Below are 23,022 nucleotides of genomic sequence, written 5' to 3'. Positions count from 1 at the left end.
GGGTGGGGAGACCCGGCGAAAAAGCGTGTCGCTTGCCCGACCCGGATCGTCCGACCGCGCTCGGGGATTCGCGGCGATGATACACGTACATGAACAGACGGCGGCTGGAAGCCGTTTCATCGACCGCTTATACCCACGTCCGTGGGTATTCCGACGACCGCAACCGCAACTCCTTTTGCGGCGGCGGAGCCCATCTCGTGTATGAAAATAGCCGGAATGGCCTCGAACCGCGGCCGGAACCTGTTGCATCTGGCCGACACGGAACCGGGCGGTGTCGAGTTCGCCGTCGTGCTCACGAACGAGGAGGGCGCCCCGGTGCTCTCGGGTGCCGCCGAGCGGGGAATTCCGACCGAAGTCGTCGAGAAGGACGACGAGGAGCCGCGGGAGCGACACGAGCGCCGCATCCTCCAGCGACTCGAGGGGTACGACGTCGACCTGGTCTGTCTGGACGGCTACATGCGCATCCTCACCGAGGAGTTCCTCGACGACGCCCCGACGACGCTGAACGTCCACCCGTCGCTCCTGCCGTCGTTCCCCGGGATGGACGCCCACGAGCAGGTGCTGGAGGCCGGCGTCTCGGTGACCGGCTGTACCGTCCACGTCGTCGACGAGACGGTCGACGGCGGTCCCATCGTCACCCAGGAACCCGTTCCGGTCTACGAGGGCGACGACACGGACGACCTCAAGGAGCGGGTCCTCCACGAGGCGGAGTTCAGCGCCTACCCGCGTGCAGTGCGGTGGTTCACCGAGGACCGCGTGACCGTCGCCGACGGCGAGGTGTCCGTCGAGGGCGACGACGGCGGGCAGTTCCCCGCCCGGCGTCTCGGGAGCGACGACCGCGACCGGGCGCTGCGCTACGGCGAGAACCCCCACCAGGAGGCCGCCGTCTACGCCGACGGCTCGGCCGACGAGGCCAGCGTCGTCGGCGCCGACCAGTTGAACGAGGGCGCCAAGGCGCTGTCGTACAACAACTACAACGACGCCGACGGCGCGTTGAACCTCATCCGGGAGTTCGACGACCCCGCCGCGGCGGTCATCAAGCACACCAACCCCGCCGGCTGTGCGGTCGCCGACTCGCTTTCGGCGGCCTACGACGACGCGCTGTCGACGGACCCGATGAGCGCCTTCGGCGGCATCGTCGCGCTGAACCGCACCTGTGACGCCGCCACCGCCGAGGCCGTCACCGACTCCTTCAAGGAGGTCGTCGTCGCGCCCGGCTACTCCGACGCCGCCCTCGACGTCCTCCGGGAGTCGGACAACCTCCGCGTGCTCGACGTGGGCGAACTGGACGGCCCCGCCGCGTCGCCCGTCGAATCGGATCTCGTCGGCGGCCGACTGGTCCAGGAGCGGGACCGACAGTCGTTGACCGCCGACGACCTCGAGGTCGTCACCGACCGCGAACCCACCGATGCCCAACTGGAGACCATGCTGTTCGCCTGGCGGACCATCAAGCACGTCAAGTCCAACGCCATCCTCTTCGCTACGGGCACCGAGACCGTCGGCGTCGGGATGGGGCAGGTCTCCCGCGTCGACGCCGTCCGCCTCGCCGCGATGAAGGCCGACGAGCACGCCGAGGGAAAGGACGCCGACGGCGCCGTGATGGCCTCGGACGCCTTCTTCCCGTTCCCGGACGGCATCGAGGAGGCCGCCGACGCCGGCATCGAGGCCGTCGTCCAGCCCGGCGGCTCCGTCAACGACGAGGACGTCATCGAGGCCGCCGACGACCACGACATGGCGATGGCGTTCACCGGTCAGCGGGCGTTCAAGCACTAGAACACCCACTTTTTACACGGCCGCTCGCCGGCGGCGAGCGGCCGGCAAAAACGTGGGGAAAATATGCGCGAGAGCCTCCAGCCGCGGCCCTCCGGGCCGCGTTAGTCGGCTCTCGCTACGGCGACTCGACGGCTCCGCCGTCTCGTCGCCGGGAACCGCGAGCGTGCCGTCGGCACGCTCGCGGATGCTCGTACGTGAGTCCCTTCGTCGCGGGGCCTCAGGCGAGCGTCGGCAGCGTCGTCACCACGAGGACGAGCGTCAGGAGCCCGAGGCCCGTGAAGACGCCGGCGAGCGCGAGTTTGGCGCGGAGCTGGTGCATGGTCCACTGTTGGTGAATCCGGTATAAACGCGTTCGCCGAACTGGCGCCAGCGTCCGGCCCAAATCCGACCACGAACTGCCACGGCGGCGGAAGCCGACCGGGACGACACCCCGACCGTTTTCCCGACGCCGACCGAACGACGGTCCATGACCGACACCGAGGAGGCCGTCGAGCAGTTCCTGCGGAAGGCCGACGCGGCCTACGAGGAGTACGAGCAGGGGTACACCGACGCCGACGCGACGCTGCGGCGCCTGGAGCGGCACCTCGACCGACTCCGGGAGGCAACCGAGGAGTGAGTATCCAGCAGAGTTAACCCGACTCGCGCCACCACACCGAGTATGACGGAGTTCTCCGCCCGCGTCGAGAAGGTCTCCATCAGCGGCATCCGCGAGGTGTTCGAGGCGGCCGGCGAGGACGCCATCAACCTCGGACTCGGCCAGCCGGACTTCCCGGCACCGGAGCACGCCCGGCAGGCCGCCGTCGACGCCATCGAGGCCGGCGAGACCGACGCCTACACCTCGAACAAGGGCACCGCCGAGTTGCGCGATGCCATCGCCGCCAAACACGACCGCGACAACGGCTTCTCGGTCGACCCCGGGAACGTCATCGCCACGGCCGGCGGCAGCGAGGCGTTACACATCGCCATCGAGGCCCACGTCGACGCCGGACAGGAGGTCGTCTACCCCGACCCCGGCTTCGTCTCCTACGAGGCGCTGACCCACATCGCCGGCGGCGAACCCCGGCCCGTCGCCCTCCGGGACGACCTGACGATGTCGCCCGAGGCCGTCGAGGACGCCATCACCGACGACACCGCCGCCTTCGTCGTCAACAGCCCCGCCAACCCGACCGGCGCGGTCCAGAGCGAGGCCGACGTGCGCGCGTTCGCCCGCATCGCCGACGACCACGACGTCCTCTGTATCTCCGACGAGGTGTACGAGCCGTTCGTCTTCGACGGCGAGCACCACTCGCCGATGAGCTACGCCGACTCCGACAACGTCGTCGTCGTCAACGCCGCCTCGAAGGCCTACTCGATGACCGGCTGGCGGCTCGGCTGGGTGACGGGCTCCCACGAGCGCATCGAGCGCATGCTCCGGGTCCACCAGTACGTCCAGGCGTGTGCCTCCGCGCCGGCCCAGTACGCCGCCGAGGCGGCCCTGACCGGCCCGCAGGACCACACCGCGAAGATGCGCGAGGCGTTCGAACAGCGCCGCGACGTCCTGCTGGACGGCCTCGAGGACATGGGGCTGGAGGTGCCGACGCCGAAGGGCGCCTTCTACGCGATGCCCCGCGTCCCCGACGGCTGGGTCGACGAGGTCATCGACCGCGGCGTGGTCGTCGTCCCCGGCGAGGCGTTCGGCGACCACGGCGCCGGCCACGCCCGCATCTCCTACGCGGTGGGGATGGAGACGCTGAAGGAGGCCATCGGAATCATGCGCGAGGCGACGCGGGCGGTGCAGTAGCGGGACGGCGGCCGCTCACTCGCGGTTCGTCACGCCGTACGTCGTTCCCCGGTACGAGAACGTGGTGCCCCGGCGCAGTCTCGACCCGGCGGTGGCGCCGGTGCGAAGCCGGACCCGTTCGACGCCCTCCTCGAAGTGTGCCAGGACGTTCCGGAGCGTGGGGCGGCCGTAGACCGTCTCGGTGATGAGGGTGGTGTGGCGGCCGTCGTCCGGCGTCGACGGGTCCACCCCTCGCTCGACGGTGATGGTTTCGGGGTCGTCGACGCCGACGGACACCGTGACGGTGTCGCCGTCGCGCGTCGCGTCCTCGACGGCCTCCGTCGGAACCAACTCGAGGGAGTCACCATCCAGTTCGAACGGCCTCGCGTAGCCCACCGACGGCTGGTTGTCCCGTATCGACCGGCCCGCCTCGCCGTAGGAGCCGGCGACGACGAAGGCGTACGTTCCAGCACCGAGAGCCCGCAGGGACGGCGACTCGTCGGCCTCGACGGGCTCGACCGGCTGCCCGAGGTCCTCGTTGCGTATCGAGACCGACCACGCGTGCGAGTCACCGGGGGCGAGCGACGATTCGGAGTCCGCGGGCACCCGTCTGGCGACCACGCCGTGCCACTCGCCGTCGGCGCGTTTCTGGAGACTCCAGTCGTAGAAGTTCGTGTCGAAGTGGCGGTCCCGACCGTTGGTCAGCGTGAACGCGATGTCCGCGTCCGGAAGCGACGCCGACCGGTCGTCGGCGGTCAGCGCCGTCCCCGACCCGTCGGGCGTCGACCCGCCCGGGCGATGACAGTTCATCTCGAACTCGCCGTCGTAGTCCGCGTTCTCGACCCGTGGGACCGTCGACGGGCAGGCGCGAGCATCCGAGCCTGCACCGGGAGTGAAACGGTCGACACATCCCGCAAGGGCACCGACGACCCCTATTGACCCCTGGAGCAGCCTTCGACGCCTCATTTATTCCTGCTTCTATATTTTCGAATTTTAATCTTTCGATGGGCGCCGGCCGGAACGGACGGAGGCGTCCGCTACGGCGTCGGTTCGGGACCGGAGTCGCAATCGGGAATCCCGTGCGGCGTCGTGACTCGTCGGTGTTCTGCTGTCCGAAAACTGAGAACGAAATCGGTCGCGCGACCGCGGCCGACCGTATCCGCAGTTAGTTACGAACGACGTTCGTCGCGCGGGGGCCCTTGGGGGCCTGCTCGATGTCGAAGTCGATGTCCTGTCCTTCCTCGAGGTCCGGGCCGCCGACGTCCTCCATGTGGAAGAACACGTCCTCGTCAGCGTCGTCAGTCGAGATGAAACCGTAACCGCCAGTGTCGTTGAAGAAGTCAACCGTGCCGTTTGCCATTGCGAGTAGAGCGAGGGGGAGGGGACGTATACGTCTTCCGAGGGTCGCGTTGACACGGGGGTCGGTCCCCCTAGCCGGCGCGGAACTGCGCGACGGCGGCGCCGGCCAGGCCGGCGAGCGCGAAGCGAACCCCGCGCAGGACCGAGTTGACGGCGACGGCACTGCCACCGCCGCCGGGGCCCCGCATCGGGGCGACCGGCGCAAACGTCGTGACGAGGAACGCCGCCGCGAACGACGCGACGGCGCCGACGACCCCGAACGTCCCGGCCACGCGGGCCCACGTCTCGCCGACGTCGAGGCGACGGCCGGTCCAGTAGCCGACGAGGAGCACGCCGACCGGCGCGACGAGGAACAGGACCACGGAGAGGGCGGCGGCGGCCGAGCGAATCCGACCCGGCGGGCCTTCGAGCAGGAGCGGCAGGAACCCCCCGACCGTCGAGAGGGCGCCGGCGAGGACGCCGAGTACCGCGATTCCGAGACCGGACCGGAGAAGCGTCGGGGTCGCCCGACCGCCGGGCGCGCTCATACTGCCAGGTCGCCGGACGCCTTCAGGACCTCGATGGCGTCGGCGTCGACGTCGTCGACCGGCATGTGCATCGGGACGAAGTTGCGCCGCTCGAAGTCCTCGCGTTCCTCCTCCTTGCCGATGGTACACCACAGCTGGGGCCGGTCGGGGCCGTGCCACTCGCCCTGCCGGGAGACGCCGAAGCAGACGTACTCCTCGCCGTCGTACTCGATGACGGCGTCCTTCCGGATGCCGGGGTCCCCGTGGATGATGAGCCGCTGCATGGGCGGGCCTTCGGCGGAGTCCGGGTTAAGCGCTTCGAAGGGCGGGAACGCGACGGGCGCGGTCGTTCGCCTTGCGGTTCACCTCGCGGGGCGGTCGGCGGCCGCCGCCCGCGCGTACAGCACGCCACCACCGACGGCCGGCAGCAGGACGATCGCGAGGCCGAGCAGCGGCCAAAAGACGAGCGCGCCGAGGCCGCGGGGCCACCACGGATGAATCGCCGCGACGGCGGCGACGTACGGGACCACGGTCAGCGCGATGCCGCCGGCGACCGACCGCCGGGGGAGCCGGGTCCCCTCGAGCCGGTAGATTCCGTAGGTCGCAAGCACCACGAACAGCAGCCCCAGCGCGTACCGCCCGTACAGTCCAGGGTCGAGCGGTTCCAGCGTCGTCACGACCGCGCTCCGGGCGCCGGCCGTCGGTCCCGACCCGGCGACGACGTAGGTTTCGCCCGGTTCGGGCGCCTGCCAGGCGGCGCTGCGCTCGTCGTCCCCGTCGGTCGCCGCCACGCCGGTCCAGACGGCCCGCCCGTCCTCGACGGTCGCGCCGGACGGCTCGTTGACGATTCGCTGTCCGTCGGGTGCCGCGACGACGAACTCGTCAGCGTTGATGACGTAGTTGGTCGTACTCCCCTCGCCGTTGAGGTACGGCACCACGAGCAGGCCGAGGCGCTGTCGGGCGGCGCCGCGGTCGACGAACTCGATGGTGAGCGTGCCGTCCTCGATCTCGACGGTCGGGTCGGTGGGGTTCACCGGCGGCCTGAACCGGTTGTCGAGGGCGTCCTCGACCCGGGTTTCGGCTCGCCCGGGGTTCTCGCGCCACTCGCCGGCGGTCGGTTCGGTCAGTTCGTTCTCGACGCGCCAGCGGACGTCGCCGTCCTCGCGGACCTGAAGCGTCGCGTCGGTCGCGGTGACGTTCTCGTGGAAGGCTTCCCCGCATATCTCACAGACGGGGGTTGGCGGTGGCGCCGCGACCCCGCTACCGGCCGCGAGGAGGAGGGCGACGAGCGCCAGCGCCGGGAGGGCAGTCGGTCTCGACACGGTGCAGCCGTCACCACCCGTCATGAAGTGTCTTCGGGTGCCACACCGTCGGGTGCCGGCGGCCGTCCCCGGCGGTGAAACCAAACCCGTTTTAACCCACGACGCGTTATCGGTCGGTAACTATGGAGATGCCACGCCGGTTCAACACGTACTGTCCGCACTGCCATACCCACCACGAACACGAGGTGGAGAAGGTCCGCTCGGGCCGTTCCTCGGGCACCAAGTGGGACGCCCGCCGCACCCGTCGCGGGAAGGCCGTCATCGGCAACGCCGGGCGTTTCTCCAAGGTTCCCGGTGGCGACAAGCCCACCAAGAAGACCGACCTGAAGTACCGATGCAGCGAGTGCGGCAAGGCCCACCTCCGCGAGGGATGGCGCGCCGGTCGACTCACCTTCCAGGAGTGACGATGGCGGGGAACTTCTTCACCGTCCGGTGTGACGACTGCGAGAACGAGCAGGTGGTCTTCGGGAAGGCCGCCAGCGTCGTCGACTGTGCGGTCTGTGGCTCGACGCTCGTGACGCCGACGGGCGGCGAGGCCGAGATTCACGGCGAGGTCCTCGAGACGGTCGAGGCCCGATAGCGACCGACCGGCGGGCGAACGGAGCTTTTATTCTCGTCACACGGGTAACAGTGGGTATGAAATACAGTGGCTGGCCCACGCCGGGCGAACTCGTCGTCGGTCGCGTCGACGAAATCGAGGACTTCGGCGTGTTCGTCGACCTCGAGGAGTACGAAGACAAACGCGGGCTGGTCCACGTCAGCGAAGTCGCCTCCGGGTGGATCAAGAACGTCCGCGACCACGTCAACGAAGACCAGATGGTCGTCTGCAAGGTGCTCGAGGTCGACGAGGACGCCCAGCAGGTCGACCTCTCCATCAAGGACGTCAACGACCACCAGCGCTCCGAGAAGGTCCAGGAGTGGAAGAACGACCAGAAGGCCGACAAGTGGATGGAAATCGCCTTCGGCGAGGACGTCGACGACGAGACGTTCCGCCGAGTCGCCAACGAACTCATCGAGGCCCACGGCACGCTGTACGACGGCTTCGAGGAGGCCGCCATCCACGGTCCCGAGGCGCTGGACGATACCGACCTCGACGACGAGGAACTGGACGCCATCGTCGAGACGGCCCGCGAGAACGTCTCCGTCCCGTACGTGACGGTGACGGGCTACGTCGACCTGGAGGCGCCGGGCGCCGACGGCGTCGAGGACGTCCGGGCGGCGCTGGAGGCCGCCGAGGGCAACGGCGAGGTGCCCGACGAGGTCGAACTTGAGGTCACCTACGTCGGCGCCCCCGAGTACCGCATCCGCGTGAAGGCGCCCAACTACAAGACCGCCGAGTCTCAACTGGAGGCCAGCGCCGACCGCGCGGGCGAGGCCATCGAGGCCACGGGCGGCACCGCCGACTTCCACCGCGAGCGCCGCACCGACGAGGAGTAGATGAAGTCCGACATCCGGGTCTGCTCGGCGTGGGAGACCGCCCACGAGGCGCCGGTCTACACCCTCGGCGAGACGTGCCCGGAGTGCGGTGCCGACGCCGTCAACAGCGCGCCGGCACCGTACAACCCCGAGGACCCCTACGGGGAGTACCGGCGGCGGGCGCGACGGCGCGATTGAGTTCGGTCTGTTGAAACATCGCCGTGTTCTTATGCGGTCCGGGTCCCAGTGGTTCGCATGGACGCATTCGACATCGAGGCGCCGGCCGACCCCGACCTCGAGGCGCCGGTGCTGGTCGAGGGACTGCCGGGCGTCGGCCACGTCGGCAAACTGGCCGCCGAACACCTCCTCGAGGAGTTCGACGCCGAACTGGTCCGGCGGGTCTACTCCGAGCACTTCCCGCCGCAGGTGACCGTCGAGGACGGCCGGACGACGCTGGCCTCCGCGGAGGTGTACGCGGTCCGCGACGCCGACCGCGACATGCTGGTGCTGACCGGCGACCACCAGGCTGGCGACGGCCCGGGCCACTATCGGCTGACGGAGGGCTTTCTCGACGTCGCCGAGGCGTTCGACGTCGAGCGCATCTTCGCCATGGGCGGCGTGCCGACGGGCGAACTCGTCGAGGAGCCGGACGTCGTCGGCGCGGCGACCACCGACGCGTTCGTCGACGACCTGGAGACCGTCGGCGTCGAGTTCCGCGAGAACGAACCCGCCGGCGGCATCGTCGGTATCTCCGGGTTGCTTCTCGGCCTGGGCGAGCGCCGCGGCTTCGAGGCGGCCTGCCTGATGGGCGAGACCAGCGGCTACCTCGTCGACCCACAGAGCGCCCGTGCGGTGCTCGAGGTCCTCCAGGAGGCGGTCGGCTTCGACGTGGGCTACGACGCCCTCGAGGACCGCGCCGAGGAGATGCAGGAGGTCGTCGAGCGCATCCAGCAGATGGAGCAGGGCGCCTCCGCGCCCAGCGACGAGGACCTACGGTACATCGGCTGAGTGCCCGCCTCCAACAATCTCTTAAGCGATTCGCCCCAAGCGTAGCCGTGGTCGTCGAACCGTTCGTGTCGCTGCCCCGCTGGCTGTATCTCGGCGTCGCCGCCGGCGTCCTCGTGAGCGTCGTCGTCGCCGTCACCTTCCTCGTCGCCCGACGACTCTTCCCCGACCGCGGCGAGTCGGCCGGCGGAGGACAGTCGGGGCGCTCGACCGAGGCCATCCGCCGCACGGAGATACGCGAGTACCTGAACCGCATCGACGAGCGGTTCGTCGAGGACGCCGAGGTCGCCGGCAACCGCGTCGCCTTCCTCCTCCCGCACCGCGACGTCGCCGTCACTTTCGACGCCCGTACCTTCCTGGCGCTGGAGCGGGCGCCGACCCACGTCATCCTCGCCGAACACGAGATGCCGGGGGTCGCGCTCGGCAACCGACTCCCCTTCGAGACGCCCGAACTCTCCTTCGGCCCCGAGGACCCCGCCGGCCGCGAGGAACGGGTCGGGGCCGCCGACGCCGCCTACGACGTGCTGGGCCTGTCGAGCGGCGCCGACGAGGAGGCCGTCCGGCGCGCCTACCGCCGGCGCGTCAAGGAGGTCCACCCCGACCAGGGCGGCGACGAAGAGGAGTTCCAGCGGGTACAGGAGGCCTACGACGCCGCCCGGAGGTATGCCTCGTGACGCGGGTCGACATCACCGACGAGGTGGTCCGACAGCTCCGGGACGTCCTCGACGCCGGCGCTCTCGACGACGAACACAACTACATGGGCGCGCGGTTCGCCGCTCTGGACCTCGGCCACGAGGAACTGGCGACCTTCGTCCGGGAGGCCGACGCCGCGACCTACTACGAGGCGCTGCAGCGAGCGAAGCGGCGCGAGGGCGTCGAGTGAGGTGAGGTCACGGGCAGGGGGTTCCGGGCCGGCAGGGCGCCCGCCGGCACCGCCCGTCGGGACCGTCAATCGCTTCTCGTACCGACCTCGGTGTCGTCGGCCTCGATGGCACCCACCTCCGGCGTGGTTGCCGTCCCGCGGACGTTCTGGAGTTTGCCCAGCACGACCGCGGCGACGTAGATGCCGACGGCGACGAGGACGATGACGCCCCCGGCGGTGACGCCAGTGTAGTAGGCGACGGCGATGCCCAGCAGGACCGCGAGTTCGGCGAGGACGACCGACACCCAGAGCGATTCGCTGAAGCTCCGGGAGACCTGGGTGGCGCCGGCGACCGGGACCACGAGCATCGCGGCGACGAGGATGACGCCCATGATCTGCATCGCGCCGACGACGACCATCGCGGTGAGCATCACCATCACGCGGTTGTACCAGTTGACGGGGATGCCGGAGACGGCGGCCGCCGTCTCGTCGAAGGTGACGTACAGCAGCTGGTTGCGCGTGACCGCAACCGTGACCACGATGACGGCGAAAAGCACGAGCAGGATGGCGGCGCTCTCCGGGGACACCGTCGCCAGGTTGCCGAAGAGGAACTGGTTGACGCCGACGGCGAGTCCGCCCGCGTTGAGGCTGATGAGCGTCGTGCCGAGCGCGAACCCCGTCGAGAGGACGATGGCCATCGAGACGTCGTTGTAGGCGTCGGTCACCTCGGAGATGAGTTCGATGAACAGCGCGGCTATCATCGCCACGACGACGGCGGTGAGGTACGGCGACACCCCGAGGTCGATGACGGCGTTCAGGAACAGGCCGACGGCGACCCCGGCGAACCCGGTGTGGGCCAGGGCGTCCCCGATGAGCGCGAGCTGTCGGTGGACGAGAAAGGTGCCGATGAGCGGCGCCATCACACCGATGCAGAGCCCCACGAGGAGCGCACGGTGCATGAACCGATACTGGGGGTTCAGCATCTCCAGCCCGGTGAAGTAGTAGAGCCAGTCCATCAGCCAGTACCACTGGTCGAGGACCAGCAGGAGCAGGGCGAACACCGCCTCCCCGACCGCGTCGAGGGCGCCCTGCAGCGGGGCCAGAAGCGACGTGGGGGCCACCAGCAGCGTGGGGTCGACCAGGCCGACCGCGGCCGCCACGAGCGCCGCCGCGGCGGTCATCGGTTCACCTCCGAGAGGAACCGGGCCTCGGTACCGAACGCCCGCGCGAGGGCGTCGCTGTCGACGAACTCGTCGGTGGGACCGTCGAAGTAGACCTCGCGGTTGAGACAGACCACGCGGTCGGCGTGCTCGACCACCGCGCCGAGGTCGTGCTCGATGAGGAGGACGGTGATGTCCTCGGCGTTCAGCGACGCCAGGAGGTCGTAGAAGGCGGTGACCGACTCCGCGTCGACGCCGACGGTCGGCTCGTCGAGGACGAGCAGGTCCGCCTCGCTCGCCAGGGCGCGGGCGATGAACGCCCGCTGGCGCTGGCCGCCCGACAGCTCCGTGATGCGGCGGTCGGCGAAGGCGCTCATCCCGACCGTCTCGAGGGCGTCGTCGACGATGGCCCAGTCCTCCCCCGAGAGCAGGCCGAACCCGACGTGCGGGAACCGACCCATCTTCACGACCTCGCGGACGGTGATGGGCATCTCCTTGGCGGCGTTGGCGGTCTGGGCGACGTAGCCGAGCCGTTCGCCGTCGTCGAACCGGTCGGCTCGCTCGCCGAACAGCCGGGCCGACCCGCGGTCGGGCTCGAGCAGCCCGAGCATCAGTTGCATGAGCGTCGACTTCCCGGAGCCGTTCGGCCCCACGATGGCGACGTACTCGCCCCGGTCGACCGTCAGCGAGACGTCCTCGACGACCGGGGTCGCGGTGTAGCCGAACGTCACGTCCGCGAGGTCGACGACCGGGTCGCTCGGCGTCCCGGGGCGGTCGGTATCGGTCGCGGCGTCGGTGTCGGCGTCGGTGTCGGCGGCGTCGAGCCTCTCGTCGGTGCGGCCGCTGGCCGCCTCGTCGGTCGTCGCCGTCCCCGTGTCCTGGCTGCTCATATCGAATCGAAGTTCCGCCACTGTTCGAGCCACTCCGGCGAGGGAGCGGCCGCCTCGGGCGTCTCGTTGCCGAGCACGATTTCGAAGGTGGGCATGTTGATGTTGTAGGCGATCTCCTCGTAGCCCCAGTTCTCCGCGACCCACTCCTCCCGAACGCCGGCGTACGGTGTCACGGGGAAGTACGCCTCCACGCCGGTCTCGCGGACGAGCGTCTGGGCGGGGTCCTGTTTCTCGAAGACGCCGTTTGCGATGTAGCGGATGTCGTTGTCCCGGATGACGCGGGCAGCCTCCCGGATGTCCGCCGGTTTGACGTCCCCGCTGGCGGCGAGGTTCGTCACCAGCGGTCGCATCCGGACGCCGTAGCGGACCCCGATGTACTGGAAGGCGTTGTGGGCCGCAAGCTGGACGATGTCTCGGTCTGCGCGGTCGAACATGGCGGCGTAGTCGGCGTCGATGCGGTCGAGGACGTCGGTCTTGTAGGTCTCGGCGTTGTCGCGGAACGCGTCGGCGTGCTCGGGGACGATGTCGGCGAACCCCTCGGCGATGTTGTCCACGGACCGCCTGGCACGCCGGGGGTCCAGCCAGAAGTGGGGGTCCTTGCCGCGCTGTTCGCCGACGCCCTCCTCGTCGCGGTCCAGCGTCGCCGCGAGGTCGACCAGGTCGATTCCCTCCCGGACGTTGACGAGCGCGGTGTCGACGTCGTCGCCCTCGATGGTCTCGATGGCGCGGTCGGCCCACGGCTGGAAGTCCTCCCCGACGTGGACGAACGCGTCCGCCTCGATGATGCGCTGGGTGATCCGCGCGTTCGGATCCCACCCGTGGCCGTGGAAGCCCGTCGGTACCAGGTTCTCCACCGTCAACGGGGTGCCGTCGGCGATCTTTCGGCCGAAGTCGAAGAAGCTGAAGAAGGAGGCGACGGCGACGGGACCGCCGCCCTCGTCGTCGCCCGACTGCACCGGCGCGCTCGGCAGGGCGGTACAGCCGGCCGCGCCGGCCAGGGCGGCCGCACCGCCGACGCGGAGGGCCTCCCGTCGCGTTATCGGTCCCCGATCCGGCGCCGTCACGCGTCCGTCCCTCCGTCGCGTCCCCACACTCCGCCGGGTGCGGTCTCTCCGTCGCGTCCTCGTCGCTGGGTCCGTTTCGGTGACCCGGGCCGCTCGACAAACATACGTTCTTACCCGGATAGTGACCCGCACAAAGTAATAACAGTTCTGGTCTAAACTATAGATTAGACACATCTAATTCGTCGCCCCGGGTCGACAGCCGCCGGGCCACGGGCGGCTGTCGGCTCGTCTCTCGGGGGAATCCTCGCGGGCACGGCCCCGGCGCCGCCCGTCTCACTCGCCCTCCGTGTCCCCCCACTCGACCGCCGAGAGGGTTCGCTGGACGACGTCGGTGTCGACCGACCGTGCGAGCGTCCGGAACCCGGCCGCCTCGCTCCGGTCGTCGGCGTTTGCGACCAGTCGGGAGACGATGAACTCCGGCGTCGAGCGGCCCACCTCGCCGAACCGTGGCTGGTAGTCGACCTCCAGTTCCAGGTCGTCGGTCAGCCCCTCCGCGAAGATGCCGTCGGTGCGGGCCGTCTCCGGCAGCGGTTCGAGGTCGTCCGCCAGGTGGGTCACGAACGTCCCGAGGGCGCCCTCCTCGACGGTCAGGTTCACCAGGCCGTATAGCAGGTCGGCGGCGCGGCCGGGTTCGGTGATGGCCTCGAACTCGTCGACGAGCATGAGCGTCCGGTCGCCGGAGACCAACGGCGGGACGACCGACTGCAGCGTCGACTCGAGGACGCCGGCGTTGAAACTGGCGTGTCGCCGGTGGAAGACGATGCGGTCACAGGCCGAGACGGTCGCCCACTCCGCCGGGACGGGTAGCCCCATGTGGGCGAGGATCTCGACCTGGCACAGCGTCTCCAGCAGCGTCGTCTTGCCGCCGCTGTTGGCGCCGGTCAGCACCGACACCTGCTGGCCGCTCGGCGGGTCGACCTGCTGGCCGTCCGGCGCCCCGAACTCGTGGTCGCCCAGGGCGTAGGTCACCGGCTGGACGGACTCGCCGGCCGCCGAGAGCGTGAGGTTTCGTGCGCCCGCGACGGCGAGCGTCCCCGGATCGCCGTCTGCCCGTCCCGGCCGGACGAGGTCGAACGCCTCGACGAAGCGGGCCAGCGAAAGGTCTCGGCCGACGCGGGCGACCGCACGCCGGGCCCGGTCGACGTCCTCGCCGGCGGCCTCGATGTCGGCCTCCAGGTCCTCCCGGACCGTCGCGGCCCGCTCCTCGACGGCCGCGTCGAGGTCCGCCCGGAGCGCCCGGAGCGTCTCGGTAACGAAGGCCGTCGCGTCGGCGGCCTCGGTCGCCATCGCCTCGCGGGCCCGGGCGGGGTCGACCGCCGTCTCGGTGCGGAGGTGCTCGACCAGTCCCTCCCGGAAGCCTGCTGTGTCGCGGACGCCCTCCGAGCGCAACTCCTCGACCAGCGACGGGGCGCTGGCAGCCATCGTGTCGACGGCCTCGCGGGCCGCCCGGAGGCGGTCGAGTTCGTCGTCGGCGCCGCTGCCGAGGCGACCGTCCTCCAGCGCCGCCAGCGCCGTCGCGGCGTCGGCCAGCCGGTCGGCGTCGAGGTCGACGATCGGCTCGAAGGCCGGACCCGACGCGCCCGATTCGTCGAGGGCGACGACGGCCCGCACCGCCGCGAGCCGGCCGCCCTCGGCGGGGTCGTGTTCCTCGAAGGCCGCGAGGACCGCCTCTCGGGTCGACTCGTCCAGGGCGGCCCACGTCTCGGCGGCAGTCTCGACGGCATCGAGGCGCCTTTCGATTTCGTCGCCGTCGGTCAGCGGCGTCAGCGTCCGGATGCGGCCGGCGGCGTCGTCGTTGACGGCGTAGCCGGCCGCCAGTTCGATGAGTTCCTTGTAGACGGCCCTGGCGTCGCGGGTCGCCAGCAGGTCCATGCCGTCGGCGCTGCGTGCCCGGCGGAGGATGCGCGTCGCTCGGTGGCGGTCGACGCCCGCGTCGACGAGCGTCCAGACGTCGCCCGTCTCGATGGCGTCGACGGCGGCCTCCCGGCCGATGGCCGACTCCAGCGTCGCCTTTGTCTTCGGCCCGACCCCCCAGTAGGCCTCCAGTTCCATGCGGACCACATCGCGCAGGCGGTAGTTAGCTTCGGTGGTCGGCGGCTGCCGTCGACGCCGCCGGTTGCGGGTCCTCCCGACGGCCGTCGTCGCCGGCGCTCGCGCTCAGTTGCCCGCCCGCAACTCGTCCAGCGCCGCGAGCACCTCCTCGACCTCCGGTCGGTCGAACGTCGAGCGTCCCGCGTAGCTCCAGGCGATTTCGGGCACCTCACCCCGACGGTCGACGACGACCACCTCCGGCATCCGGCCGAAGAAGTCGCTCAGTTTCCCCAGCAGGCCGAACCGGACCGGCTGGTCGTAGGCGTCGCCGACTTCCGCCTCGGGATCGGCGAGAAGTGGGTACGGCAGGTCGTACTGCTCCTGCCACTCGGCCGCCTGCTCGACGGGTTCGGGGAGCACCGAGACCACCTCGGCGGCCCGCTCGCGGAACGCCTCGACGTGGTCGGCCAGCGCCTGCACCTGCTTTCGGCAGTTCGTACAGTGGTAGTCCCGCTGGAGGTACAGGACGACGAACGCCACGTCGTCGGGGCGCTCGGCGAGCGTGTACGGGTCCGGCCCGGCGGCGACGTTCGGCAGCGAGAAGTCGACGGCCTTCGTGGGCATAGTACGAGGAGGGGCCGCCGGCACAAAGCCGTTGGCGTCGGCGGCGTGGACCTCCGACGCTACTCGTAGGTCTTGGTGTAGCCGCCGTCGAACAGCAGGTCGCCGCCGTTGAGGTGTCTGGCGTGCGAGGAGAAGCCGAACACGAAGAGGTTGGCCACCTCGACGGGCATCATCAGTTCCTTCGTGCGGGCCTGCCCTAGCATGACGTCCTCGACGACCTCGTCTTCGGTGATACCGCGCTCCTCGGCGGTGTCGGCTATCTGGTCGGCCATCAGCGGCGTCAGCACGTAGCCGGCGCTGATCGAGAAGCCGCGCAGCGTCCCGTCGCCCTCCGCGGCGATGGCCCGCGTCAGTCCGTTGAGGCCGTGCTTCGCGGTGATGTAGGCCGGCTTGTCCCGCGTGGCGTAGTGGCCGTGGACCGACGACATGTTGCCGATGGCGCCGACGCCGTCCTCGGTCGCCCGGACGTGCGGCATCACGAGTTTCGAGAGCAGGAACGGCGCACGCAGCATGACGCCGCTCATGGTGTCGTAGACGTCCATCGGGAACTCGGCGAGGGAGGCGATGTGCTGCATCCCGGCGATGTTGGCCAGATAGCGGATCTGCCCTTCCTCGCTCGCGGCCTCGATTGCCGCCTCGGTCTCTCCGTCGTCGGTCAGGTCCGCGGCCGCGGCGACCGCCCGGCCGTCGGCGTCGAGTTCCTCGACCCGCTCGACGGTCCCGTCCAGACCCGCCTCGTCGACGTCGAGGCCGACGACGGTGAGACCGTTGACCGCCAGCGCGATGGCCGTCGCCCGCCCGATACCCGACGCCGCGCCGGTCACCACGGCGACGTTGTCGGTCGTGAATCGCTCGTCGTCGAGCGTCAGCACCCGCTCTTCGGTGATCGGCGGCGGCGAAAGCTCGCCGTCGCTCGCGTCCGGTTCCGAACTCATACCACGGTGTGGAACGCCGAGCGGTATGGCTTCCGGGGTTGACATGCGAACCACCGACCGTCGGGGGCGAGAACCCGCCGCCGAGAACCGGGGGTTGATATGTGAATCCGGCGTTTGATGCCCGATGGCCGAAAGGAGGTGGACATGAGACGCGAGGAGACCGGTGTATCGGGAACTGTGCCACGGAACGGCGGGGGGCGGCCGAGACGACCGGCGGGCCGGCATGTCTGAACCGGGCGGGCGGGCGGTCCCCCACGATCACGGCGACCGGGCCTACGAGTGGGTCGGCGACCCCAGCGGCCGGCGGGCGGCGCTGTCGCCCGACCGAATCGCGGTGAAGGAGCCGGCCCAGGGGGCGACCTACACCTACGCGGACGTCGACGACCGCGCCAGCCGCACGGCCCGCGCGCTCCGCTCGCTGGGCGTCGAGACCGGCGACCGGGTGGCGGTGCTGTCGCGGAACCGAATCGAGCTGGTCGACCTGTTCTTCGGGACCGCCAAGACGGGGGCGCTCCTGGCGCCGCTGTCCCACCGGCTGGCCGAGCGCGAGTTGGCCGCCGTCTTCGGCGACGTCGACCCTGCCGTCGTCGTCGTCGAGACGCCGTTCGAGACCGACCTCATCGACGCCCTCCGGCGGACCGACGCCGACCCGGTCGTCCGGTCGCTGCCGACCGACCGCGACCACCGCTACGACCCGCTTTCCGCCGCCGACCACGGGACCGACGTCGAGACCGTCGAGGCCGCCCTCTCGGACCCGCACCTGCTGTTGCACACGGGCGGGTCGACGGGCACGCCGAAGGAGACGGTGCTGGACCACGGCTCGATACACTGGAACGCCTACAACACCGTCGTCTCGTGGGGCATCCGCCCCGACGACGTGACGCCTATCGTGTTCCCGATGTTCCACACCGGCGGCTGGAACGTCCTGACGCTGCCCTTCTTCCAGATGGGGGCGACGGTGCTGTTGCGGCGGGAGGTCGGCCCGGCCGCCGCCCTCGACGACGTCGAGCGGGAGCCGTCGACGGTGCTGGTCGGGACGCCGACGACGCTGGGCGCGATGGCCCGCCACGACGAGTGGAACGAGACGGACCTCTCGACGCTCCGGTTCGTCAAGAGTGGCGGCGGTCCCTGCCGGCTGCCGACCATCGAGGCCTGGCGGGACCGGGGCGTCGACTTCTCGCAGGGGTACGGGCTCACCGAGTGCGGGCCGAACGACTTCGTGATGCCGACCGACGCCCCGGCCGAGAAGGCCGAGAGCGTCGGCGTACCCGCGATGTGCGTCGACGCCCGGGTCGTCGACGGGGACGGCGAGCCGCTCGGTCCCGGCGAGGTGGGCGAACTCGAACTGGCGGGACCGGCCGCCGCCGCCGGCTACTGGGGGTCGCCCGACGAGGACACCTTCGGCGCCTGGGTCTCGACGGGGGACCTCGCGCGGGTCGACGCCGACGGCTACCTCCACGTCGAGGGCCGGACCGACGACATGTTCGTCACCGACGGCGAGAACGTCTACCCCCGGCGGGTCGAGACCGCCATCGCCGACCACCCGGCCGTCGAGGAGGCGGTCGTCTTCGGCGTCCCCGACGAGCGACTGGGCGCGGTCGGCCACGCCGTCGTCGTCGGCGAGGCGTCGCTGACGCTCGCGGAACTGGCGTCGTTCCTCGCCACCCGCGTCGCCGAGTACGCGGTGCCTACCGCACTCGAGGTGGTCGAGGAGTTGCCGACGAACGGTCCCGGAACGGTCGACCGGGCCGCCGTCGAGGAGCGGTTCGGGCCGACGGGGAGGACGGAACCGTGACCGGGCGAGCGGGCGGGTTCGGGGGCCGAACCGGGGGCGAGAAACCCGACGAGCGGGGCTGAACCGTGGTGAACGATTATGTACGTGGACGCGAAAGAGGGAACTCATGTTAGACGTCACCATGGAGATGGAGCAGTTCGACTGCCCCTTCATCGACACCACCGTCGACCACGAGGTGACGTTCTCGACGATGCACTGGCAGCTCGATTCGGCCGCCGAGGAACTGGAGACGCGGCTCGTCGTCGAGGGCGCCGACCGCGGGGCCCTGGACAACGGCCTGTCGGCGCTGCGGGACCACGAGAACATGACCGACTACGGGCTGTTCACCCGCCGGGGCGACACCGCGACGATACGCGCGGTCATCGAACAGACCGACGCGATGACGACCATCCACGAGCAGGGCGGCTACATCACCGGCCCGTTCCACATCGAGGACGGCTCCGAGCAGTGGCAGGTCGGCTTCGACGACGGCGGCACCGCCGACGAGACGCTGTACGAACTCGACAAGAACAACGACTACGAGGTGCTCGCGCGGTCGGATCTCGAACTCGACCAGCTGTTCGACGTGATGACCAACGCCGAGGCCGCGACCGCAATGTTGGACGCCTGTCGGTCGCTGTCGGCCGTCGAGGAGGAAACCATCCGCACTGCTGCGGAAGCGGGCTACTTCGACAACCCCCGCGAGGCGACGCTGTCGACGCTGGCCGACGAGTTCGACGTCTCGACGACCGCCGTCTCGAAGAACATGCGCCGCGGCGAGAAGAAGGTGCTCCGGAGCCTCGTCGAGGCGCTGGAACACGTCGACGACCGCTGAGGAGGGGCGGAAGCGTTTACTCGCTCGTCCCGGTAGGTTCGGACATGAGCAGCCTCCGGCGGACGCTCGGCGAGTTCCTCTCCGACGACGGTGCGGACCCGGACACGGACCCCGACTCGAAGGCCCTGCAGGTCGCCGCCGACATCGCACGGAACCCTCGGACGGTGACGGTCCGTGACGGCCGCGAAATCGGCTACGCCGACGTGGGCGACCCCGACGGGACGCCGCTCGTCGTCTTCCACGGCTTCCCCAACTCGCGGGTCTTCGGGGCGATGTTCGACGAGGTCGGCCGCGAGTACGGCGTCCGAATCGTCGCGCCCGAGCGTCCGGGCATGGGCGTCTCGACGCCCGACCCCGACCGCGAACTGACCGACTGGCCCGACGACGTCCGCGACGTCGCCGACGCGCTCGGTCTCGGGACGTTCCCGGTGTTCGGGGTCTCCGGCGGCGGTCCCTACGCCGCGGTGACGGCCGCCCGCTGCCCCGACCGCGTCGAGCGGGCCGGAATCGTCTGCGGTCTCGCGCCGATGGCGTCGGTCGGCCTCCGCCAGCGGCTCTGGTACTACGCGGCGCGGGCCGTCCCGCCCGCGAGCAAGGCCGGCCTGTGGCTCCTGTCCCGGGGGGTGCGCCGCGACCGCGAGGCGTTCCTCGAAGACGTCGCCGAGTCGGCCGCGCCCGCCGACGGCCCGCTGTGGCGGGGAGAGGTCGGCAAGGTCCTCCACGCCAGCATGATCGAATCGACGAGCAACCACGGTCTCGACCCGCTGGTCCGGGAGACGGCCATCTACGGCAGCCCCTGGGGGTTCGACCTCGGCGACGTCGAGGTTCCGGTCCACCTGTGGTACGGCCGGGCGGACACCATCGTCCCGCTGCAGATGGGGCTGTACCTGACCGAGCACGTCCCGACGGCCGAGGCGCACGTCTACCCCGACCTGGGCCACCTCTCGGTCGTCGAGGAGAACGAGACCGAAATCGTCGAGACGCTCACGGGGCGTCGTCGATAGACGCCGCGCCGACGGCCCGCGGTTGATACTCGAACCTCTCGTTTTTGATAGCACCGTCGCCAACACCGTGGTATGCGACCACAGCACGCTCACAGACCCGCGACCCGAACGACGACCCGACCGGGACGACCGACCGGGGCGGCAGAGGGACGACCATGACCGAGCGCGACCCGGAACTGGACCCCCAGGCGGAGGCGCTGCTGTCGGAACTGGAGTCCGGCATCGCGCCGCCCTCCTCGACGCTGTCGGTCGCGGCGGGGCGGGCGCTGCTGGAGGACCTCTTCGCCGTCGAGGAGCTGGCCGACGTGGGCGGCGTCACCGACCTCGAGATTCAGGGTCCGAACGGTCCCGTCCCGCTCCGCGTCTACGTCCCCGACGGGGAGGGACCGTTCCCGCTGCTGGTCTACTTCCACGGCGGCGGCTGGGTCCGCGGGTCGCTCGACGCCTACGAGGGCCCGTGCCGGCTGCTGGCGAACGAAGCCGAGGCCGTCGTCGTCTCGGTCGGCTACCGACGCGCTCCGGAGCACCCCTTCCCGGCGGGGCTGGAGGACTGCTATCGGGCCACCGAGTGGGCGGCGACCCACGCGGCCGACCTCCAGGCCGACCCCGACCGGGTGGCGGTCGGCGGCGACAGCGCCGGCGGCAACCTCGCCGCCGCGGTCGCACTCGCCGCCCGCGACCGCGACGGCCCCGAGTTCGCACACCAGCTCCTCGTCTATCCCTCGGTGAACCCCCCGTCGGTCCGGTGGTTCGACTCCTACGACGACTACGGGACCGACTACTTCCTCGAGATGGACAGCGTCGAGTGGTACCTCGACCAGTACCTCACCGGCCCGGCCGACGTGGGCAACGCCTACGCCTTCCCGCTTCGCGCGCGGGACCTCTCGGGGCTGCCGTCGGCGACGGTCCTCACCGCCGGCTTCGACCCGCTCTGCGAGGAGGGCGCCGCCTACGCCGACCGCCTCGCGGCCGACGGGACCGACGTCGAACACCTCCACTACGAGGCCCAGATTCACGGCTTTCTGAGCCTCTACGAGTACGTCGACGAGGGGCGCAGCGCCATCGACGACGTCGCCGACCGGCTCGTGGCCGTCGTCGGTGAGTGAGATCGTTTCAGGTCGCCGTCACTCGGTTCGACGTCCCGGACGTGGCCCCTCCGAAATCCCGGCACTACGTTCGACGCCCCGGAATCGCATCGACCGGGAGGTGTCTCGATGGCACGCGGCGGTTGACATGTGAACCTCCCCCCTTTTGCCCGACTGTGTGAACGTCTCTCCCATGGCGAGGAACCAGACACGACGCCAGTGGATCAAGGCCGCCGCGGCAGGCACGGTCGGCATCGGGCTGGCCGGCTGTACGGGGAACGGCAACGGGAACGGTAACGGTAACGGAAACGGTGACGGGAACGGAAACGGTGACGGCACGGACACCGGCACCACCACCGGCGACGCGGGCGCCTCCGGCACGGTCAAGATCGGGGTCATGCAGCCGCTGACGGGTGACCTCCAGTACTACGGCCAGCAGTCCCTGTGGGGGTTCCTCTCGGGGCTGGCCTACAAGTACGACCAGGATCCGCTGGACGTCGCCCAGGCCGGCACCCAGACCGTCGAGGCCGGCGACGTGACCTACGAACTGGTCATCGAGAACTCGGAGTTCAGCCCGGACACCGCCCAGACGGTCGCCCAGGACCTCGTGCTGGACGAGGAGGTCGACATGCTGTTCGGCGTCGCCTCCTCGGACGGCGCCAGACGCGTCATCGAGACCGTCGTGCTGGAGGCAAACGTCCCGTACGTCGCCGGGCCGGCGGCGTCGGCCGGCATCACCTCCAGCAGCGAGTTCTGCAACGAACTCCTCTTCCGCGCCAGCGAGAACACGGCGATGGACGCCCGCTCCGGCGGCCGATACGTCGCCCAGGAGACCGACGTCGAGCGCGTGTTCATCATGGCCGCCGACTACTCGTTCGGTCGCGCCGTCGCGTCGAACTACCGGAGCGTCCTCGAGAGCGAGGGCATCGAGATCGTCGGCGAGCGGTTCGTCCCCCGGGGGACCGGCACCGGCGACTTCGAGGGGCTCTACAGCAACGCCGTCGAGGCCGACGCCGACGCCGTCATCGGCGGCTTCACCGTCGTCACGCTGCCGGCGTTCCTCGAGACGGGGCTGTCGGGCGACTACGGGCTCCGGATGTTCGGCGGCTTCGCAACCGAGATATCGACCGCCGCCGTCGGCGGCGTCGCACAGCGGGTGCTCGGCGAGGGGTTCACCGCCCAGGACATCCGCGACGCCCAGCTCGGCCCGTTCACCACGCGGTACCACTGGAACCAGTACGACAACGAGATCAACGACGCCTTCGTCGAGAGCTACACCTCGACGTACGGCAAGGTGCCGGACCTCTTCACGTCGGGCACCTTCGCTGCGGCCTCCTCCATCGCCCAGGCCGTCGAGACCGGCGGGTCGACCGAGGGCGCCGACATCGCCGCCGAGATGCGCGGGATGACCATCGCCGAGACGCCGAAGGGCGAGGACGCCTACACCTACCAGGAGTACAACAACCAGGCTCGCTCGGCGATGACCGTCGCCTACCCGGTTCCCAACGACGAGGAGAGCTGGAACGCGCCCATCAAGCCCGGCGAACCGCTGGCGCGCATCCCCGCCGAGCAGACCACGCTCCCGGCCGACGACCCGGACATGAACTGTTCGCTGTAA

Annotated in this window: 27 protein-coding genes; 15 read left to right on the top strand and 12 right to left on the bottom strand. The window is 70.3% G+C overall.

The features are described 5' to 3' along the window. The first annotated feature begins 201 nt into the window (after nt 1–201). The 3 genes from purN (at nt 202) to NLF94_RS19115 (ending at nt 3,553) form a co-directional block, all read left to right on the top strand. Nucleotides 202–1,773 carry a phosphoribosylglycinamide formyltransferase gene (purN, locus tag NLF94_RS19125; protein ID WP_254839235.1) on the top strand — a complete coding sequence of 524 codons (1,572 nt, stop codon included), beginning with the start codon at nt 202–204 and terminating at the stop codon, nt 1,771–1,773. A gap of 466 nt (nt 1,774–2,239) precedes the next feature. Then, the gene (locus NLF94_RS19120) at nt 2,240–2,389 is read left to right on the top strand and encodes a hypothetical protein (protein WP_254839234.1); all 150 of its coding nucleotides are present in this window, start codon (nt 2,240–2,242) and stop codon (nt 2,387–2,389) included. 42 nt (nt 2,390–2,431) lie between these two features. Then, nucleotides 2,432–3,553 (top strand): pyridoxal phosphate-dependent aminotransferase, encoded by a 1,122-nt coding sequence (locus NLF94_RS19115; RefSeq protein WP_254839233.1) that lies wholly within the window; start codon nt 2,432–2,434, stop codon nt 3,551–3,553. 15 nt (nt 3,554–3,568) lie between these two features. On the opposite strand, the gene NLF94_RS19110 is transcribed toward NLF94_RS19115, so the two are convergent. From NLF94_RS19110 to NLF94_RS19090, 5 genes are all read right to left on the bottom strand, one after another. Beyond that, entirely contained in the window at nt 3,569–4,498 is a 930-nt protein-coding gene (locus NLF94_RS19110; RefSeq protein ID WP_254839232.1) for a hypothetical protein, read from the bottom strand. A gap of 199 nt (nt 4,499–4,697) precedes the next feature. Then, nucleotides 4,698–4,892 carry a cold-shock protein gene (locus NLF94_RS19105; RefSeq protein WP_254839231.1) on the bottom strand — a complete coding sequence of 65 codons (195 nt, stop codon included), beginning with the start codon at nt 4,890–4,892 and terminating at the stop codon, nt 4,698–4,700. Nucleotides 4,893–4,962: 70 nt separating this feature from the next. After that, nucleotides 4,963–5,418 (bottom strand): hypothetical protein, encoded by a 456-nt coding sequence (locus tag NLF94_RS19100; protein WP_254839230.1) that lies wholly within the window; start codon nt 5,416–5,418, stop codon nt 4,963–4,965. Next, the gene (locus tag NLF94_RS19095; protein WP_254839229.1) at nt 5,415–5,681 is read right to left on the bottom strand and encodes an HAH_0734 family protein; all 267 of its coding nucleotides are present in this window, start codon (nt 5,679–5,681) and stop codon (nt 5,415–5,417) included. Before NLF94_RS19095 ends, NLF94_RS19100 begins: the two co-directional genes overlap by 4 nt. 78 nt (nt 5,682–5,759) lie before the next feature. Then, on the bottom strand, nt 5,760–6,719 hold the full coding sequence (locus NLF94_RS19090) for a hypothetical protein (protein ID WP_254839228.1): 960 nt from the start codon (nt 6,717–6,719) through the stop codon (nt 5,760–5,762). A gap of 122 nt (nt 6,720–6,841) precedes the next feature. On the opposite strand from NLF94_RS19090, the gene NLF94_RS19085 reads away from it, so the two are divergent. Genes NLF94_RS19085 through NLF94_RS19055 form a run of 7 tightly spaced genes read left to right on the top strand, consistent with a single transcriptional unit; the run spans nt 6,842 to nt 10,023 of the window. Next, on the top strand, nt 6,842–7,123 hold the full coding sequence (locus NLF94_RS19085) for a 50S ribosomal protein L44e (protein ID WP_254839227.1): 282 nt from the start codon (nt 6,842–6,844) through the stop codon (nt 7,121–7,123). 2 nt (nt 7,124–7,125) lie between these two features. Further along, entirely contained in the window at nt 7,126–7,299 is a 174-nt protein-coding gene (locus NLF94_RS19080; protein ID WP_254839226.1) for a 30S ribosomal protein S27e, read from the top strand. A 56-nt stretch (nt 7,300–7,355) separates the two neighbouring features. Beyond that, entirely contained in the window at nt 7,356–8,156 is an 801-nt protein-coding gene (locus tag NLF94_RS19075; RefSeq protein WP_254839225.1) for a translation initiation factor IF-2 subunit alpha, read from the top strand. Then, nucleotides 8,157–8,333, top strand: a complete 177-nt coding sequence (locus NLF94_RS19070; RefSeq protein ID WP_254839224.1) for an RNA-protein complex protein Nop10 — start codon at nt 8,157–8,159, stop codon at nt 8,331–8,333. It begins immediately after the preceding gene. 57 nt (nt 8,334–8,390) lie between these two features. Then, nucleotides 8,391–9,143, top strand: coding sequence for a proteasome assembly chaperone family protein (locus tag NLF94_RS19065; RefSeq protein ID WP_254839223.1), 753 nt, complete (start codon nt 8,391–8,393; stop codon nt 9,141–9,143). 47 nt (nt 9,144–9,190) lie between these two features. Further along, entirely contained in the window at nt 9,191–9,814 is a 624-nt protein-coding gene (locus tag NLF94_RS19060; protein ID WP_254839222.1) for a J domain-containing protein, read from the top strand. Beyond that, nucleotides 9,811–10,023, top strand: a complete 213-nt coding sequence (locus tag NLF94_RS19055) for a hypothetical protein (protein ID WP_254839221.1) — start codon at nt 9,811–9,813, stop codon at nt 10,021–10,023. The genes NLF94_RS19060 and NLF94_RS19055 overlap by 4 nt, the downstream gene beginning before the upstream one ends. 65 nt (nt 10,024–10,088) lie before the next feature. On the opposite strand, the gene NLF94_RS19050 is transcribed toward NLF94_RS19055, so the two are convergent. From NLF94_RS19050 to NLF94_RS19025, 6 genes are all read right to left on the bottom strand, one after another. Further along, nucleotides 10,089–11,183, bottom strand: coding sequence for a metal ABC transporter permease (locus tag NLF94_RS19050; RefSeq protein WP_254839220.1), 1,095 nt, complete (start codon nt 11,181–11,183; stop codon nt 10,089–10,091). Continuing rightward, complete coding sequence (locus NLF94_RS19045; protein WP_254839219.1) at nt 11,180–12,052, bottom strand: metal ABC transporter ATP-binding protein; 873 nt, start codon at nt 12,050–12,052, stop codon at nt 11,180–11,182. The genes NLF94_RS19050 and NLF94_RS19045 overlap by 4 nt, the downstream gene beginning before the upstream one ends. Further along, the gene (locus tag NLF94_RS19040) at nt 12,049–13,092 is read right to left on the bottom strand and encodes a metal ABC transporter substrate-binding protein (protein ID WP_350355889.1); all 1,044 of its coding nucleotides are present in this window, start codon (nt 13,090–13,092) and stop codon (nt 12,049–12,051) included. Before NLF94_RS19040 ends, NLF94_RS19045 begins: the two co-directional genes overlap by 4 nt. Before the next feature lie 297 nt (nt 13,093–13,389). Further along, a complete protein-coding gene (locus NLF94_RS19035) occupies nt 13,390–15,168 on the bottom strand; it encodes a MutS-related protein (RefSeq protein WP_254839217.1) in 1,779 nt (592 codons plus the stop codon). A 105-nt stretch (nt 15,169–15,273) separates the two neighbouring features. After that, complete coding sequence (locus NLF94_RS19030; protein ID WP_254839216.1) at nt 15,274–15,771, bottom strand: peroxiredoxin family protein; 498 nt, start codon at nt 15,769–15,771, stop codon at nt 15,274–15,276. Nucleotides 15,772–15,830: 59 nt separating this feature from the next. Beyond that, nucleotides 15,831–16,706: an SDR family oxidoreductase gene (locus NLF94_RS19025; protein WP_254839215.1), complete on the bottom strand. Its 876-nt coding sequence runs from the start codon at nt 16,704–16,706 to the stop codon at nt 15,831–15,833. A gap of 223 nt (nt 16,707–16,929) precedes the next feature. On the opposite strand from NLF94_RS19025, the gene NLF94_RS19020 reads away from it, so the two are divergent. From NLF94_RS19020 to NLF94_RS19010, 3 genes are all read left to right on the top strand, one after another. Beyond that, a complete protein-coding gene (locus NLF94_RS19020) occupies nt 16,930–18,501 on the top strand; it encodes a class I adenylate-forming enzyme family protein (RefSeq protein WP_254839214.1) in 1,572 nt (523 codons plus the stop codon). A gap of 106 nt (nt 18,502–18,607) precedes the next feature. Then, a complete protein-coding gene (locus NLF94_RS19015; protein WP_254839213.1) occupies nt 18,608–19,315 on the top strand; it encodes a helix-turn-helix domain-containing protein in 708 nt (235 codons plus the stop codon). A 44-nt stretch (nt 19,316–19,359) separates the two neighbouring features. Then, nucleotides 19,360–20,319 carry an alpha/beta fold hydrolase gene (locus tag NLF94_RS19010; RefSeq protein WP_254839212.1) on the top strand — a complete coding sequence of 320 codons (960 nt, stop codon included), beginning with the start codon at nt 19,360–19,362 and terminating at the stop codon, nt 20,317–20,319. On the opposite strand, the gene NLF94_RS19005 is transcribed toward NLF94_RS19010, so the two are convergent. Next, complete coding sequence (locus tag NLF94_RS19005) at nt 20,300–20,476, bottom strand: hypothetical protein (protein ID WP_254839211.1); 177 nt, start codon at nt 20,474–20,476, stop codon at nt 20,300–20,302. The genes NLF94_RS19010 and NLF94_RS19005 overlap by 20 nt on opposite strands. Here NLF94_RS19005 and lipP1 point away from each other — a divergent pair. Beyond that, nucleotides 20,475–21,425: a LipP1 family hormone-sensitive lipase gene (gene lipP1 / locus NLF94_RS19000; RefSeq protein ID WP_254839210.1), complete on the top strand. Its 951-nt coding sequence runs from the start codon at nt 20,475–20,477 to the stop codon at nt 21,423–21,425. The two genes, NLF94_RS19005 and lipP1, sit on opposite strands and share 2 nt — an antisense overlap. Nucleotides 21,426–21,597: 172 nt before the next feature. Continuing rightward, the gene (locus NLF94_RS18995) at nt 21,598–23,022 is read left to right on the top strand and encodes an ABC transporter substrate-binding protein (protein ID WP_254839209.1); all 1,425 of its coding nucleotides are present in this window, start codon (nt 21,598–21,600) and stop codon (nt 23,020–23,022) included.

This window comes from Natronomonas marina (assembly GCF_024298905.1).
Lineage (GTDB): Archaea > Halobacteriota > Halobacteria > Halobacteriales > Haloarculaceae > Natronomonas > Natronomonas marina.
The sequence above is the reverse complement of the archived record's forward strand: the minus strand, read 5'-3'. Positions and strand labels throughout refer to the sequence as shown.